The 15,284-nt window shown below is 55.8% G+C and carries 11 protein-coding genes; 5 read left to right on the top strand and 6 right to left on the bottom strand.

Annotated elements, in window-relative coordinates; all coding sequences use genetic code 11:
• The first annotated feature begins 381 nt into the window (after positions 1-381).
• The 3 genes from Q1J43_RS05670 to Q1J43_RS05680 all read left to right on the top strand — a co-directional run bounded on the left by Q1J43_RS05670 (position 382) and on the right by Q1J43_RS05680 (position 3,870).
• Entirely contained in the window at positions 382-1,005 is a 624-nt protein-coding gene (locus Q1J43_RS05670) for a glutathione S-transferase family protein (RefSeq protein WP_301101420.1), read from the top strand.
• Between the two features lie 8 nt (positions 1,006-1,013).
• Positions 1,014-2,342, top strand: coding sequence for a 30S ribosomal protein S12 methylthiotransferase RimO (gene rimO, locus Q1J43_RS05675; RefSeq protein ID WP_301101421.1), 1,329 nt, complete (start codon positions 1,014-1,016; stop codon positions 2,340-2,342).
• Between the two features lie 193 nt (positions 2,343-2,535).
• The gene (locus Q1J43_RS05680) at positions 2,536-3,870 is read left to right on the top strand and encodes an FAD-binding oxidoreductase (RefSeq protein WP_301101445.1); all 1,335 of its coding nucleotides are present in this window, start codon (positions 2,536-2,538) and stop codon (positions 3,868-3,870) included.
• Positions 3,871-3,895: 25 nt separating this feature from the next.
• Here the strand turns inward: Q1J43_RS05680 and Q1J43_RS05685 are convergent, their stop codons facing one another.
• On the bottom strand, positions 3,896-4,558 hold the full coding sequence (locus Q1J43_RS05685; protein ID WP_301101422.1) for a DsbA family oxidoreductase: 663 nt from the start codon (positions 4,556-4,558) through the stop codon (positions 3,896-3,898).
• A gap of 197 nt (positions 4,559-4,755) precedes the next feature.
• Here Q1J43_RS05685 and Q1J43_RS05690 point away from each other — a divergent pair, with 197 nt between their 5' ends.
• Positions 4,756-6,402, top strand: a complete 1,647-nt coding sequence (locus Q1J43_RS05690) for an electron transfer flavoprotein-ubiquinone oxidoreductase (protein ID WP_301101423.1) — start codon at positions 4,756-4,758, stop codon at positions 6,400-6,402.
• A 17-nt stretch (positions 6,403-6,419) separates the two neighbouring features.
• On the opposite strand, the gene Q1J43_RS05695 is transcribed toward Q1J43_RS05690, so the two are convergent.
• The 3 genes from Q1J43_RS05695 to Q1J43_RS05705 all read right to left on the bottom strand — a co-directional run bounded on the left by Q1J43_RS05695 (position 6,420) and on the right by Q1J43_RS05705 (position 11,557).
• A complete protein-coding gene (locus Q1J43_RS05695) occupies positions 6,420-7,280 on the bottom strand; it encodes an HDOD domain-containing protein (protein WP_301101424.1) in 861 nt (286 codons plus the stop codon).
• Positions 7,281-7,804: 524 nt separating this feature from the next.
• Positions 7,805-9,247 (bottom strand): hypothetical protein, encoded by a 1,443-nt coding sequence (locus tag Q1J43_RS05700; RefSeq protein WP_301101425.1) that lies wholly within the window; start codon positions 9,245-9,247, stop codon positions 7,805-7,807.
• A 516-nt stretch (positions 9,248-9,763) separates the two neighbouring features.
• Positions 9,764-11,557 carry an acyl-CoA dehydrogenase gene (locus tag Q1J43_RS05705; RefSeq protein ID WP_301101426.1) on the bottom strand — a complete coding sequence of 598 codons (1,794 nt, stop codon included), beginning with the start codon at positions 11,555-11,557 and terminating at the stop codon, positions 9,764-9,766.
• A 289-nt stretch (positions 11,558-11,846) separates the two neighbouring features.
• On the opposite strand from Q1J43_RS05705, the gene Q1J43_RS05710 reads away from it, so the two are divergent.
• Positions 11,847-13,478, top strand: coding sequence for a methyl-accepting chemotaxis protein (locus Q1J43_RS05710; protein ID WP_301101427.1), 1,632 nt, complete (start codon positions 11,847-11,849; stop codon positions 13,476-13,478).
• Positions 13,479-13,514: 36 nt separating this feature from the next.
• Here the strand turns inward: Q1J43_RS05710 and Q1J43_RS05715 are convergent, their stop codons facing one another.
• The gene (locus Q1J43_RS05715) at positions 13,515-14,444 is read right to left on the bottom strand and encodes an FAD-binding protein (protein ID WP_301101429.1); all 930 of its coding nucleotides are present in this window, start codon (positions 14,442-14,444) and stop codon (positions 13,515-13,517) included.
• Entirely contained in the window at positions 14,441-15,190 is a 750-nt protein-coding gene (locus Q1J43_RS05720) for an electron transfer flavoprotein subunit beta/FixA family protein (protein ID WP_301101430.1), read from the bottom strand. The genes Q1J43_RS05715 and Q1J43_RS05720 overlap by 4 nt, the downstream gene beginning before the upstream one ends.
• Positions 15,191-15,284: the final 94 nt, after the last annotated feature.

Here is a 15,284-nt window from a genome sequence, read left to right on the forward strand (position 1 = left end):
GAGGCGCAACTTGCAACACTTCAAAAATTGCCCAACCTCGTCCGATCATTTTTCAAGGCGCCGTCTGTCGCCTATATTACCGACTGCTGAGTAAGTCCGACAGGCTGCTAGTTTCGCTTGCGCCCCAGCGCCACCGGGAAAGCCCTAGCCCGCGTATGAATTCACCGAACAAGGCCAACCCGGCATTTGCCGTCAGCAGCTCGTCTGTCTCCTCAAACTTGAACGGAAGCACCGTTTGTGCCAAAGTCCCCGTCGCCCCGCTTCTTTTCGTCACTGATAGGTGAATGTTTCGATAGCCTCAACCATACCGGATCGCTTGTGGGGCGGGGGGCTTCAGCTTCTGTGCAGGTTCAATCGCGGTTCTTGGGTAAGGAATAAATCATGGATCAGTTGAAAATTACGTATTTTGATATAGACGGTGGTCGAGCCGAACCAGCGCGGCTGGCACTGCATATCGGCGGAATCGCGTTTGAAGACCATCGCTTTGCGTTTGGCGAGTTTGCAGCGGTCCGCAAAACGACGCCGTTGAATCAGGTGCCTACCTTGCAAGTCAACGATGTGCAGGTCACCCAAAGTGGTGCTATCACGCGGTACGTGGGAAGACTATCTGGTTTGTATCCAGAAGATGCGTTTCAAGCCATGCTCTGTGACGAAATCATGGATGGCGTGGAAGACGTCAGCATTAAGTTAGGAACCACTTTTGGTCTGGCCGGTGACGATCTAAAGATTGCACGCACTGATCTGGTAAATGGTGTTTTCCCGAAATACCTACGGTGGTTACAGAATCAATTGGAAAGCCACGGCGGTGAATACTTCGCAGCGAGCCGATTGACGATTGCCGACCTGAAGGTATTTGTCTTTATCCGTGGGCTCAACTCGGGCAACCTGGATCACGTTCCGACCAATTTGGTCGAGACAGTAGCACCGAAACTGAATGCGCATATGCAGCGTATCGCCCAAATGCCCGCCATCGTGCAGCATTATGCAAAGAGCACGGCAGCTTGAATCCTCATATGAGTATTAAAGAAAAACCACCAAGCATAGGATTTCTCAGCCTTGGGTGCCCGAAGGCACTCGTCGATTCAGAACAAATTTTGACCAAGCTGCGCGCCGAGGGCTACCTTATTTCGCCCTCGTATGAAGGTGCCGACCTGGTGGTCGTTAATACCTGCGGCTTCATCGATGCGGCGGTTGAGGAATCGCTCGACGCTATTGGCGAGGCGCTAGCCGCCAATGGTAAAGTGATCGTCACCGGCTGCCTCGGCGCGAAAGAAAGTGTCATCCGCCAGGCGCATCCGCAGGTCCTGGCGGTTACCGGTCCGCATGCTGCCGACGAGGTCTTGCAGCACGTGCATGCGCATCTGCCGCAGCCGCACGATCCCTTCACCAGCCTGGTGCCAGCGCAAGGTATCAAGCTCACCCCGCAGCACTTTGCCTACCTCAAAATTTCCGAAGGCTGCAATCACAGTTGCACCTTCTGCATTATCCCGTCGATGCGTGGCCCGCTGGTCAGCCGGCCGATCGGTGACGTGCTGCAGGAAGCGGCGAACCTTGCCGAGGCTGGCGTGCGTGAATTGCTCGTCATCTCGCAGGACACCAGTGCCTACGGCGTTGACTTGAAGTACCGTACCGGCTTCTTCGGTGGCCGCCCGGTCAAGACGCGGCTGAGGGAGTTGTGCGAGGCGCTCGCCGAGTTCGGCATCTGGGTAAGGATGCACTACGTTTATCCTTACCCGAGTGTCGATGATCTGCTGCCACTGATGGCGCAGGGCAGGATTCTGCCTTACCTCGATGTGCCGTTTCAGCACGCCAGTCCACGTATTCTCAAGGCCATGAAGCGCCCGGCCAGTGCCGAGAACAATCTAGAACGGATCAAGGCGTGGCGTGCGGTGTGCCCCGACATCACCCTGCGCAGCACCTTCATCACCGGTTTTCCCGGTGAAACCGAGGCCGAGTTTGAAGAACTGCTGGCCTTTGTCGAGGAAGCGCGGCTCGATCGGGTCGGCTGCTTTGCCTACTCGCCGGTTGACGGCGCTACCGCCAATTCATTGCCCGGCGCCGTGCCGGACGAAGTGCGCGAAGAGCGCCGCCGTCGCCTGATGGACGTTCAGGAAGACATTTCCGCCGAACTGCTCGCCGCCAAGATCGGTCGCGAGATCGAGGTGCTGGTCGACGCCGTTGATGACGAAGGCACCATTGCCCGTTCCTCGGCCGATGCGCCGGAAATCGACGGGCTGGTATTCATCAATGATTTCTTCGACGCCGAAGCGGGCGATTTCCTGCGTGTGCGCGTGCTCGATGCTGACGAACATGATCTGTATGCGGAGATCGCAGAACGCTGACCACAGCGAACAGAGCGAACACAGCGAAAGGAAATGTTCAAGTTCTTCGTTGCTTTTGCTTCTCGTTGCGCCCGTTGTGTTCGTTGTGGTTAATCGCTTTTTTTTCAGGACGATGAGCGTGTCCCAAGCGAATCTGATCGAACAGCTCGTTGCCATCGTTGGCGCCGCTAATGTTCTGACCGCGGCCGCTGACATGGCGCCGCATTTGGTTGACTGGCGTGGGCGTTATCACGGCGCGGCGCGTTGTGTGGTGCGTCCGGCGAACACTGAGGATGTTGCGGCTGTCGTTCGTGTTTGTGTGCAGGCTGGTGTGGCGATGGTGCCGCAGGGGGGCAACACCGGCCACTGCGGTGCGGGCATTCCGGACCAGAGCGGCGAGGCGGTGCTGATCAGCCTGGCTCGCCTGAACAGGGTTCGGGCCATCGATGTTGCCAACAACACTATCACCGTTGAAGCCGGCTGCGTGCTGCAAGCCTTGCAGCACGCAGCATTTGAGGCTGGCAGGCTGTTTCCGTTGTCGCTGGCGGCTCAGGGCAGTTGCCAGATCGGCGGTAATTTGTCGACCAATGCTGGTGGCGTTCAGGTGCTGCGCTACGGCAATACGCGCGAACTGACGCTCGGGCTGGAAGTGGTGTTGCCCGATGGCGAGGTCTGGAACGGTCTGCGCGGGCTGCGCAAGGACAATACCGGTTACGATCTCAAGCAGCTTTTCATCGGCGCAGAAGGCACGCTGGGCATTATCACGGCAGCTGTCCTGAAGCTCTTTCCCTTGCCTGCGGCTACCGCTACCGCCTGGTTGGCGATTGATTCACCACACGCTGCCGTGCGCCTGCTCAGTGATCTGCAAGCGGCTGTCGGCGCCATGCTGACCGCGTGTGAACTCGTCTCCGATGTTTCGCTCGGCCTCGTTCTCAAGCACATCCCGGGTGCCCAGCCACCGTTAGCGGACAGCCCGTGGCACTTGCTTGTCGAGCTGTCTGGTGCTGGCGGGGAGGGCGAGCTGCGTAAGGTGCTGGAAGTCTTTCTCGAACAAGCGCTGGAGAGCGGTGCGATCAGCGATGCCGTGCTGGCGCAAAGTGGTGAACAGGCCAAGCGTTTGTGGGCGCTGCGTGAAAACATCAGCGAAGCGCAGAAAATCGAAGGGGTCAGCATCAAGCATGACATTTCGCTGCCGATCTCGCGCATCGGTGAATTTATCGATGCTGCCGACCTGGCGTTGAAACAGAATTTTCCTGGCATACGCATCGTTGCCTTCGGCCACGTCGGTGACGGCAATCTGCACTACAACCAGTCAAAACCAGAATCCGGTGAGAACGCCGCGTTCATTGCCCTGCAGCCGCAGGTCAGCCGGATTGTCCACGACATCGTGCACCAACTGGGCGGCAGTATCAGCGCCGAACACGGCATTGGTCAGCTCAAGCGCGAGGAGCTCCTGCGTTACAAGAGCCCGCTGGAAATGGAGATGATGCGCACCATCAAGCGGGCGCTTGATCCGCGTGGGCTGATGAATCCCGGGAAAGTACTTTGAGCGCGTAGGAACAGATATCCGTGACTCATGTCGGTGGCTGCATTGCTTGCATGATGGCTGCCGCCAGCAGTACACCGGTTTGTGCTCCCGCAACCGTCAATCGGCGCTGGATAATGAAGAAAGGCACGCCGCTGACGCCCAGTCCGTTAACCTTGCCGACCAGCGATTTGACCTTTTGCGTATTAGCGTCGCTTTGCAGATAGGCGAGCAGGTCGGTCTTACTGTCGCCACATTCGGCGGCGATCTCGGCCAGCGTCGTGATGTCGCCGATATCCTCGCCGCGTTGAAAGTGGGCACGGAACAGGCGCTCGACCAGCGCTTCAATTTCGGCCGGCCGATGGCCCAGGGACTGGGCGCGATAGATCAGACGGTGCGCACGCAAGGTGTTGGGGCGGGTGGCGATGTGCTCGAAGTCAAACTCGATACCGGCATCGCGTCCGGCGTCGGCTACCGTCTCATGCATCTTGGCCACCTGCTGTGCTCCGCCGAATTTGGCTTCGAGAAAGGCGCGATACGGCTCGCCCGCAGACGACGTGTCGGGGTTGAGAAAATAGGGCAGCCAGTTGAACTGGAAGCGTGTTCCCGGGTATTTTTCCTGCACCAGCGCAACGGCGGTCGCCAGGCGAGCTTTGCCGATGAAGCACCAGGGGCAAACAAAGTCGGAAACGATATCAATGGCGACGTTCATGGCGGTCCGTGTAGAAATTTAAAGGTCTTTCAGGCCGAGATTCAAGAGCCATTACGAAGTTTGGCGAGCGCTCTCCTCTGATTTGTTGGCGACTTGACGCCGCTGCGTCCTTGTCCATACGATACCGGATTGAAAAACACATCACAACCAAACCGCTTGGCAATCCATAGCAAGATGTAGCGGACGCGAGGAAGCAGATGCAACGAGAATCGATGGAGTACGATGTCATAATCGTTGGTGGCGGTCCGGCCGGCTTGTCAGCGGCGATTCGTCTGAAGCAGCTTGCTGCTCTCAAGGGATGCGATGTCAACGTTTGCCTGATTGAAAAAAGTGCTGAAATCGGCGGCCATATTCTCTCCGGCGCAGTGATGGATCCGCGCGCGCTTGCCGAACTCTTCCCGGACTGGAAGAGGCTGGGTGCGCCGCTTAATGCGCCGGTTAGCGAAGATCGTTTTCTTATCCTCAACGACACTGGCGGCTTTCAAATCCCCAACTGGATTCTGCCCGGTTGCTTTCACAATGAAGGCAACTATGTGATCAGTCTTGGCAATGTTTGCCGCTGGCTTGGCCAGCAGGCGGAAGCGCTCGGCATCGAGATCTACCCCGGTTTTGCCGGCGCCGAGGTGCTCTACAACGATGACGGTTCGGTCAAAGGCGTGGCTACCGGCGACATGGGTTTGCTCAAGGATGGCAGCCAAGGTCCGGCTTACCAGCTGGGCATGGAGCTGCACGCCAGATACACGCTTTTTGCCGAAGGCTGTCGCGGCCAGCTTGGAAAAGAAATCGAAGAAAGATTCCACTTGCGCGATGGCGCCGATCCGCAGGTCTATGGCATTGGCTTCAAGGAATTGTGGGAGATCAGGCCCGGCAAGCACCAGACCGGGCTGGTCATCCATACCGGGGGCTGGCCGCTCGATGCACAAACCTATGGTGGTGGTTTCATGTATCACCTGGAGGACAATCAGGTGTCGGTCGGTTTTGTGGTCGGCCTTGGCTACAGCAACCCTTACCTCTCACCTTACGAGGAATTCCAGCGCCTGAAGACCCATCCGACTTTCAGTGAATTTCTCGATGGCGGTAAACGCATTGCCTACGGCGCTCGCGCACTCACTGCCGGTGGTTTGCAATCCCTGCCAAAACTGGTATTTCCTGGTGGTGCGCTGATCGGTGATGACGCCGGTTTCCTCAATGCCTCCCGCATTAAGGGGTCGCACTGTGCGATCAAGAGCGGCATGCTGGCTGCGGAGGCCTGTTTCGACGCTGTGGCCGCCGGTCGCCACGGCGATGAGCTGTTGAGCTATCCCGATACTTTTCGCCAGAGCTGGCTGTTCGACGAACTCTACCGGGCGCGCAACTTCAAACCGTGGATGGCCAAGGGGCTGCACCTTGGCAGCCTGATGTTCGGTATTGACCAGCTTCTGTTCCGTGGCAAGGCGCCGTGGACGCTGCACCACCCGGGCGCTGATCACAAGCAGTTCAAGCCTGCGACCGACTGCCAGCCCATCGCCTACCCCAGGCCCGATGGCGTGATCACTTTCGATCGCCTGTCCTCGGTATTTCTTTCCAACACCCATCATGAGGAAGATGAGCCCTGTCACCTAAAGCTCAAGGATGACTCGGTGCCGATCAGGGTCAATCTAGCGCTCTACGACGCTCCCGAACAACGCTATTGTCCAGCGGGAGTGTACGAGATCCTACGCGATGCAGCGGGCGACAATCCCCACTTGCAGATCAACGCGCAGAACTGTATTCATTGCAAGACCTGTGACATCAAGGATCCGACGCAGAACATCACCTGGGTGGCGCCACAAGGGGGGGAGGGGCCGAACTACCCGAACATGTAGTTTCAGGCAGCGCTTGGTCAGGACTCCAGTGCGACGACAATCGAGTAGATCTCGTCACCTGAAGCGGCGATGAGCGTTGCCACCATGCTTTTATCCAGACCAAAGGCAACAGCTCCACCACCAGCCTCGGGGGTGACCCGGGTATCAAGTTCGTCAAATGGATCACGGCGCGGTGAGACGACACCGGCGATGAAAAGAATGTCACCCGGAGTTGCCGGAGGCATTGCCCCGCTGTAGTGCCGCGAGGCGAGCACGGCGTCTACCACCGAGGCCGGCAGGTTGAGTTTGTCGAGAACGATTGAGGTTGCGTGGCTGGCAAGGTCGTTGATGGTTGTAGCCAGTACGACGGGATCCTCAAGCAAAGCCGGAAAGTCAGCCACCCGCGAGAGCAGGTAGAAACGACCCAGGTCACCCACGATGGCTGAAAACATGACTTCGTCGGCATTGAGGCGAGTCAGTTTTTTGGCCAGAACGTAGGACAGTGCAGCAACATGAACATTGCGCTCCCACAAACGATTGGCCAGGTCGCGGCATCCTTTGTGGCGCTGCGACTGGCGCAACTGATCCATGATCAGCACCATGGCCAGGGCCTTGATCAGATCCATGCCGACGCACAAAACGGCTTGCCTGACGTCGCGTATCGTCTTGTTGGCCGGATTGAGCGCGGCGGAATTGGCCAGCCGGATCACTTTGGCCGACAACAGGGGCTCGGCGACAATAATCTTGGCCAGCGCCGTCAGACCAAGATCAGGATTTTCGACGGCCTTCAAGACCCGCCGGCTGGCATCCAGACTGGTTGGGAAGCTTAGTTCGCCTATCGTTGCCGTGCTTATGGCATGGCGTAAGGCTTCGGCGGCTTCATGTGTCGTCTGACTCACTCTGTGCTCCCTCGCAATAAAAACTCCAGGCTGCATTCTAAACTCATGCAGATTGCAATGGCACTACCTTAAGCAAGGCAATTGCATCAAATTTCAGCCTTGTCCAACGTGGTATGAGCAAAGTAATCGGCCTTACGGCCGCAAGGCGTTTGGAAGAAACGCAAGCATGCCATTGGTATGCCTATTTTACGACTCATGCCAAAATCAATCACTTAATGTGTGTTTCTTGAGAGAGAGCCTGAACGAGGCGCGTATTTAGGAATGAGCCTGAAGGAAAGAAATTGCGGGTGAATTGAAGTGTAGGTTGATCATCGCAAGGATGGTGGATAAATCTAAAGTGGATTTGGAGTGGGCTGCAAACCATAACTTCCCATAAACGACAACTTTGCATAACGACCCAAAGCGGAAGTTGTGGGACGGTGAGGCGGCCATTCAACGTTCAAGTTCAGGGCGCGGCGCGTTCAACACACGATCCAGATCGTGGCTTCGCACGATTTAACCATCTTCGTTGGGCATCGCCTAATTCAGCAACCCTGTGAATGCTCAGACCGCAGTCGCCGAAAACGCAATTCTGCCTTGTCATAGACCCAATATTGACTGAAGCTGTTGTTGTAGTGAGGCCGATAGTCAACCCTGATACCTGGTTCTCCATCGATCCATCCAACCGACAACACAAAGGGGTCGCCATCTGGAGCCGCTGCCTGCATTAAAACTTGGATCTTGCCACGAAAAGAGGCCTTGACTAGGACACTTCCGCCCCATGTGTTGTTATTCGCAGACGATGTTGGTTGATTGCCGGATCGCGGCAAATGATCGAGGGTAAATCGAATGGTTTCCCCATTTAATTTAAATTGGCGATCGATTAGTGTGATCGGCAGCGCCAGTGGATCGTTAGAAGGTTCTGATGAATCGTCTAAAGACGCTGGCAAGTCCAGACTTGGCTGTGCGTACCCACCGGGATCGTATCCATAATTGGTCGCTTGAGGCACGAGCGTTTGCAGTTGCTGTGACTGCCGTTGCTGTGTTTGAGGTTCAACTCTCGAATCAAGTTTTTTGCTCCATTCTTCTTCTCCAATGGAAAAGCTGCCCTGACGAACAAATTTGATCATTGCGGGCGCTGGCCACTTCTTGTTCCATTCAAATTCATTGCTTTCTGGCTCGACGCCAGATGAAAAATATATGGAAGGCTGGTCCGGGTCGTGATAGGCCAATCCAAATATCGGAGTAATCACCAGCACAAAATCGACTTCACCCGTTACAAGCGTCCGCTTGAGCAGCAAATCGGGCTGGCCATCGCCATTGAGGTCACCAAGCCAAAGCAATTCCTGTTTTGAAAAAGCCATCCCGTTCGCTGGCGGAAGCAGGACCATCGTTTTTCCGTTCGGCATTCCATGGTCAGCGAGGATTTCCAGTGATCCCGCCAGCAATTTGCCGTCAGGGCGCTTTTCGTGCCGTGTGTAAAACTTCCATTTTTCTCCGCCCACCTCGGTTGACACCACCCAGTCCTCACGTAGGACAGCTGGAGCAATGTAACTTGGATACTTACCAGAGGCCAGCCCTCTCGAGCCACCTCCGTTGTCGACATCGATACGCACCAGCACCAATGTATCTGCTGGAGGCTTCAGCGCGATACCTTTTGGTTTCGGCGGCTGTTTGAGTGCTTTTCCTTCAAGGAGCCGGTCCGCACTCTTGCCTGAAACGGAAACCAAATCAGACTCGGTTGTCGCTGTGACCGGTTCCACCGAAAGGACATTATCTTTCACAGATAGAGCTGACCAACGCTGCCCAGCTATCCAAGCTGACAGTTTGATTCCTTTCGGACGCCCTTCCTGATGCAGCTCATCTCCGGGGTATGCAAGTTCTAGCCGATCTTCTCCTGCCTTGGCATATTGAGTTGTAACAAACACGCATAGAAGCAGTAGCCACTTGAGGGGTCGACTCAATGCCGGACTAGGTGATTTGCTCATGTGGACTCCAAGAAAACTGGCTCGTGCAATGTAGCGCGATAGCATACGCCAAAAAGGGATGAACGGTGGCTTTACGGCGCTATCGCGACCGGCTGCAATTGGCCGGCAACGGCCCAAGATGCGACACGGAGAATATTTATAAAGAGCGGTCATTGCCAACAACAGGGCGATTGCATCAAAATGCGAATGCCCTTGTCGTCGACCCACAGAAATAATCGTTTACGCTCCTCCTCGATACCTCCAAGAAAAAAGGGGGTATCTATACTCGTCGCATTCTCGCCGCTTCTTCCGATGCTTATCGCGCCAGTCTCCTCAGGTTAGAGGGAATTTGATGCAATTGCCCTGTTACCTTAAGCCACAAGCATCGCCAAAACATCCCTCTGCCCATCGCAAGCGACCGTCACACCGGCGCAAGCGAGCGAAGGAAGTGCAGGGCCCGGTGTCCAGAATGGCGCTCAGATGCTGGGTCCCGGCGTTCGCCGGGACGACGTGCTGCCCCGTTACTCTTAACCACCTTCAGAAATGCTCTTCGGCCAGCGCCATCACGCTAACTGCCCCGTCAGTCACGCTACTGGCCAGTCCCTCAGCCTGTGACAGCAGATGGTCGGCAAAGAAACGAGCAGTAATGATTTTGGCCGGATAGAAGGGGTCGCTATCACCACCTTCTATCCTGGTCTGGGCGACCAGCGCTGCACGCGCCATCTGCCAGCCGCCGGCAACAATACCGAACAGCGTGAGGAAGGGTACTGCCCCTGCTGATGCGGCGCGAATGTCAATGGCATAGGTGGCGACCAGCCACTCGCCGGCTCTGAGCAGGGCATCAACAGCGGCAGAAAAACGACAGTGAATGGCGGCCAGGTGCGCGTTGTCCTGTTTTGCAAGCTTGGCATCGAGAGCGCGCATCATGGCGATCACGGTGGAGAACGTTGCTCCACCCTCGCGCGCCATTTTCCGGCCGATCAGGTCATTGGCCTGAATGCCGGTTGTCCCTTCGTAAATCGTTGAAATTCGGGCGTCGCGCAAATGTTGTGCGGCTCCGGTTTCTTCAATGAAACCCATGCCGCCATGCACCTGGATTCCGGTCGACGCTACCGCGATGCCGATCTCGGTACTCCAGCCCTTGACCACCGGAATCATCAGGTCGACGAAGGCCTGATTCTGCTTGCGCAGACCGGCCTGCGGATGATGCAGCGCCTTGTCGTGCGCCGCCGCCACGACGTAGGCCAGTGCACGGCTGGCCTCGGCCTGCGCTTTCATGCTCATGAGCATGCGCCGCACGTCGGGATGGGCAATGATTACCACCTTTTCGCCACCGCGCACGCCAATGTCGGTACCCTGGACGCGAGTCTTGGCATAGTCGCGTGCGCGCTGATAGGCACGCTCGCAGACGGCAACGCCTTCCATGCCGACGCCAAAACGTGCCGCGTTCATCATGATGAACATGTATTCGAGACCGCGGTTTTCCTCGCCCACCAGATAGCCGACTGCTCCACCCTTGTCGCCAAAGGCCATCACGGCTGTCGGGCTGGCGTGGATGCCCAGCTTGTGTTCGATCGAGACGCACCAGGCGTCGTTACGTTCACCCGGGCGGCCATCGGCGCCGACCATGAACTTTGGCACAATGAAGAGCGAAATTCCCTTGATACCTTGAGGCGCCGTCGGGGTGCGGGCCAGTACGAGGTGGATGATGTTATCCGCCATGTCATGCTCGCCGTAGGTGATGAAGATCTTTTGGCCGAAGATCCGATAGCTGCCGTCGGCCTGTGGCTCGGCGCGTGTGCGCACCGCAGCGAGGTCGGAACCGGCACCCGCTTCGGTGAGGTTCATCGTCCCGGTCCACTCACCACGGACCATTTTTTCGAGAAAAATTTTCTTGAGTGGGTCAGAACCGGCGAGCGCCAGCGCTTCGATTGCACCACCGGTAAGCAAGGGGCATAGTGAAAAGGCGTGATTGGCCGACTTCCACATCTCGGTCACTGCGGCGACAACCAGTTTAGGCAAGCCCTGACCACCCCATTCCGGTTCGCAGCCAAGCGCCGTCCAGCCGCTTTCGGCAAACAGCTTGTAGGCTTTCTTGAAACCCTTGGGCATCGTCACCTGCCCGTCCTTGAACAGCGCACCTTCGCGGTCGCCAACGCTGTTGAGCGGCGACAGCACACCCTCGGCAAATCTGGCTGCTTCCTCCAGCACAGCGGTGACCATATCGGCAGCAGCCTCTTCGCAGCCGGGCAACTGGGCGACCTCGTCAAGACCGGCCAATTCTTTCAGCACGAACTGTATATCGCGAAGGGGAGCACGGTATTCGCTCATTGCATTCTCCTGTCAGAGTCAAGAACTCTTTTTTTCTTTGCTATTTTTGCGACTTCTCGTCTTTGCGGTGAAGTTTCTAGGATAACCTAGTGTATCGGCCCTGATTTTCTGAACACGTTTTTGCAACTCGGGCCGTCTTCCACATGGCATTAGCCTATTTTTTCGAGACGCCGGTGACAATTGTAGCGTTCTTTGAACTCGGTTATGGTGACGACGCGAACCGCTTCGACGTTCATGAAAACAAGGCCATGGAATACTCCACTTTGTGTTTTTATTTCTGGGGGGCATTTTGAAAAAGTTAACCGTAAAAACCAAATTGTATTTGCTTGCCGGAATTTCAATTTTTGGCACTGCGCTATTGCTCATCAGTACCTACCTTGGATTGTCGTCACTTGGCGCGCTCCAAGACGAAGGCGCGGGAAGATCACGAGATGCCCTCGCCGCGCAACAAGCCGCCGCACGAGCTACCAAAACCTACCAACTGATTGCCGATGCAGTCATCAATCGAAACTTTGAGGAAAGTGCAAAAAATTGGTCGGAAGAAAAGCCAAAGACCATCGCAAAGTTGGAAAAAGTAGCCAGCATTGCTGATACCAGCGAAGAGAAGGTTTCGGCGACAAAAGCGCGAAATGCGTTTGACACTCTGGTGATCATTTACGAATCAGAGATGCTGCCACTACTCAAGGGCGGAGGTGCGACCCAAGAAGCAATTGGCAAGCTTGATGAAAAAATTGATAAAGAAGTTAAAGCCATGGAAGATGTGCTGATCGAAATCGCCAATTCCATGAGCAAAGAATCAGACCTTGCCGATGCTCAATTCGATGGTACGCAGCAATCCACACTGCGGCTCAACCTGTTTGTTGGGCTGTTGATACTGGTGTTCTCCTTGGCAGTGGCAATTCTGACCATTCAGAATCTGCTGGCGATCTTGGGAGGAGAGCCGTCTGACGTGGTACGAATAGCGGAGCGTATTGCCAATGGTGATCTTTCAGGTTATGAAACGACGGCCAGGTACCAAGTTGGCAGTCTGCTGTCCCACATTGGTACGATGAGAAAAAGTCTTTCAGATATGTTGCGCGAAATCCAGAAAAGTTCTGCCGGAGTAGAAGAGGTTGTCACTCATCTGAATGCCGCTTTGAATGACGTTTCAGAACGTACACAGACTCAAAACGACTCGGCTTCGCAAATGGCATCCGCCATAGAAGAACTCTCAGTGAGCGTGACTCAAGTTGCTGATAGCGCAAAGGAGGCCACTCGAATCGCGGATAAATCAAGCAGTGTTTGCCGGGATGGGATGCTGCTTGTTGATGCTGCGAAGGATGAAATGCAAAAAATCGAAGGCTCGGTGACGAACACGGCGGGCATGGTTGTGAGGCTCGGAGAAGAGTCACAGAGGATTGGTCGTGTTGTTCAGGTGATTCGGGAAATCGCTGATCAAACCAACCTGCTCGCACTCAACGCTGCTATCGAGGCTGCTCGTGCAGGAGAAACCGGAAGAGGATTTGCCGTAGTTGCCGATGAGGTTAGAAAGTTGGCCGAACGCACAGCACAATCCACTTCGGAAATCGCTTCAATCGTCGACAGTATTCAACGTAGTGTCAAAGATGCTGAACAGGCGATGCTTCTTGGAACTGCACAAGTTGCGCTAGGTGTTGAAAAAACCGAAAACGCTGGTAATTCAATTGCCGAACTCGGGGCACAAACAAGTTCGGTTGTGCTTGCTATTGCCAACATTTCAACGGCAATGAATGAACAAAGCGCCGCCAGTGCTGATTTAGCAAAGAGCGTTGAACACATTGTTCAAGCTGCCGAAGAGAACACCAATACGATCGTTCAGGTTGCGGACACAACCGGCCGACTTCGCGCCTTAGCCGTCGATTTGAATCACTTGACGCAGCGATTCTTGCTTCAAGGCGTATGAACAGGGTTTGCTGCGATGCCAGCAGTTTGCAAGAATTTACAACGCTGCCGTCAACGCCGGGACAATTTCAAACAGGTCGCCAACAAGACCGTAGTCGGCGACCTGGAAGATTGCCGAATCGGGGTCCTTGTTGATCGCCACGATCACGCGGCTGTCCTTCATTCCCGCCAGATGCTGAATGGCGCCGGAAATGCCGACGGCGATATAGAGCTGCGGCGCGACAATCTTGCCCGTTTGCCCGACCTGAAAATCGTTGGGTACATAGCCGGCATCTACTGCCGCACGCGAAGCGCCCAACGCTGCGCCGAGCTTGTCGGCCAGGGGTTCGAGCAAGCGGTGAAAGTTTTCGCTGTTGCCCAGTCCTCGCCCGCCCGAAACAACAACCTTGGCTATTGCAAGTTCCGGTCGTGCCGATTGAGTCAGTTCGCGCGAAACCAGTTTGCTTTGGCCCACATCGGCTGTTGCCGTGAGGTGTTCGATTGTTGCCTGGCCGCTCTCGGCGGTTGCTTCAAAAGCCGTAGCGCGAACCGTGATTACCTTCACCGCATCTAACGACTGCACCGTAAGCAGAACGTTTCCGGCATAGATTGGGCGAACGAAGGTGTCGGGCGAGTGCACCGCGACAATCTCGGAAATTTGTGCCGTGTCGAGCAGTGCCGCCACGCGCGGCATGATATTTTTGCCAGCTGCGGTGGCCGGGGCAAGAATATGGCTGTACGCCACGGCGTGAGCGACGATCAGCGCCGCCATGTTTTCCGGGGATTGCTCGGCGTAGTGAGCTGCATCGGCAAGCAATATCTTGGTGACACCCGTGATCTTCGCCGCGCTCTTTGCCACCGCTGCACAAGCGCTACCCGCCACGAGCAGGTGAATTTCACCGCCAATTTGCGCAGCGGCTGTAACGGTGTTCAGTGTCGCCGACTTGAGCGAGCTGTTGTCGTGTTCCGCAATAACCAGGCAAGTCATGCGATCACCCCTTCATTCCTGAGTTTGGCGACCAGTTCGGCCACATCGGCCACCATTACGCCCGCTGCGCGCTTGGGTGGCTCGGCCATGTTCAGGGTGGTCAGGCGCGGCGTGACATCCACACCCAGTGCCTGCGGCGTAGTGGTTTCAAGCGGTTTCTTTTTTGATTTCATGATATTTGGGAGCGTCGCATAACGCGGTTCGTTCAGACGCAGGTCGGTCGTTACCACTGCCGGCAACGTAATCTCAATCGTTTCAAGACCACCATCGATTTCACGCGTCACCGTCAGCGTACCGTTCGCCACGATCACATTCGAGGCAAAGGTGGCCTGTGGCCAGTTCATCAAGGCGGCGAGCATCTGGCCGGTCTGGTTGGCGTCGTCGTCAATCGCTTGCTTGCCGCATAAAACAAGTTGCGGCTGCTCTTTCGCACAAATAGCCTTGAGCAGCTTGGCGATGGCAAGGGGCTGCAATTGGGTGTCGGTCTCGATCAGGATGGCACGGTCAGCGCCCAGAGCTAGCGCCGTGCGCAGGGTTTCCTGGCAGTTCGCGATTCCAGCTGAAACGGCAATGACTTCGCTCGCAATACCGGCCTCCTTGAGGCGAACTGCTTCTTCAACAGCGATTTCGTCAAAGGGATTCATCGACATCTTGGCGTTGGCAATATCAACCCCCGAACCATCCGCCTTGACCCGTACCTTGACGTTGTAATCGACTACCCGCTTGACTAAAACAAGAACCTTCAAAGTTTCTCTCCTTTTTGTAGCATACTAGTTTGACACCGAACGACCCCGCTGCCAGTTCATTTTATTGCTTGCCTTTTTCTATGATACTGTACGA

Source organism: Propionivibrio sp. (assembly GCF_029255185.1).
GTDB lineage: Bacteria > Pseudomonadota > Gammaproteobacteria > Burkholderiales > Rhodocyclaceae > Propionivibrio.

Excerpts from the sequence above, each read along its gene's own strand:
- Q1J43_RS05670 (WP_301101420.1), top strand. The coding sequence starts at position 382 with ATGGATCAGTTGAAAATTACGTATTTTGATATAGACGGTGGTCGAGCC.
- rimO (WP_301101421.1), top strand. The coding sequence starts at position 1,014 with ATGAGTATTAAAGAAAAACCACCAAGCATAGGATTTCTCAGCCTTGGG.
- Q1J43_RS05680 (WP_301101445.1), top strand. The coding sequence starts at position 2,536 with ATGGCGCCGCATTTGGTTGACTGGCGTGGGCGTTATCACGGCGCGGCG.
- Q1J43_RS05685 (WP_301101422.1), bottom strand. The coding sequence starts at position 4,558 with ATGAACGTCGCCATTGATATCGTTTCCGACTTTGTTTGCCCCTGGTGC.
- Q1J43_RS05690 (WP_301101423.1), top strand. The coding sequence starts at position 4,756 with ATGCAACGAGAATCGATGGAGTACGATGTCATAATCGTTGGTGGCGGT.
- Q1J43_RS05700 (WP_301101425.1), bottom strand. The coding sequence starts at position 9,247 with ATGAGCAAATCACCTAGTCCGGCATTGAGTCGACCCCTCAAGTGGCTA.
- Q1J43_RS05705 (WP_301101426.1), bottom strand. The coding sequence starts at position 11,557 with ATGAGCGAATACCGTGCTCCCCTTCGCGATATACAGTTCGTGCTGAAA.
- Q1J43_RS05715 (WP_301101429.1), bottom strand. The coding sequence starts at position 14,444 with ATGACTTGCCTGGTTATTGCGGAACACGACAACAGCTCGCTCAAGTCG.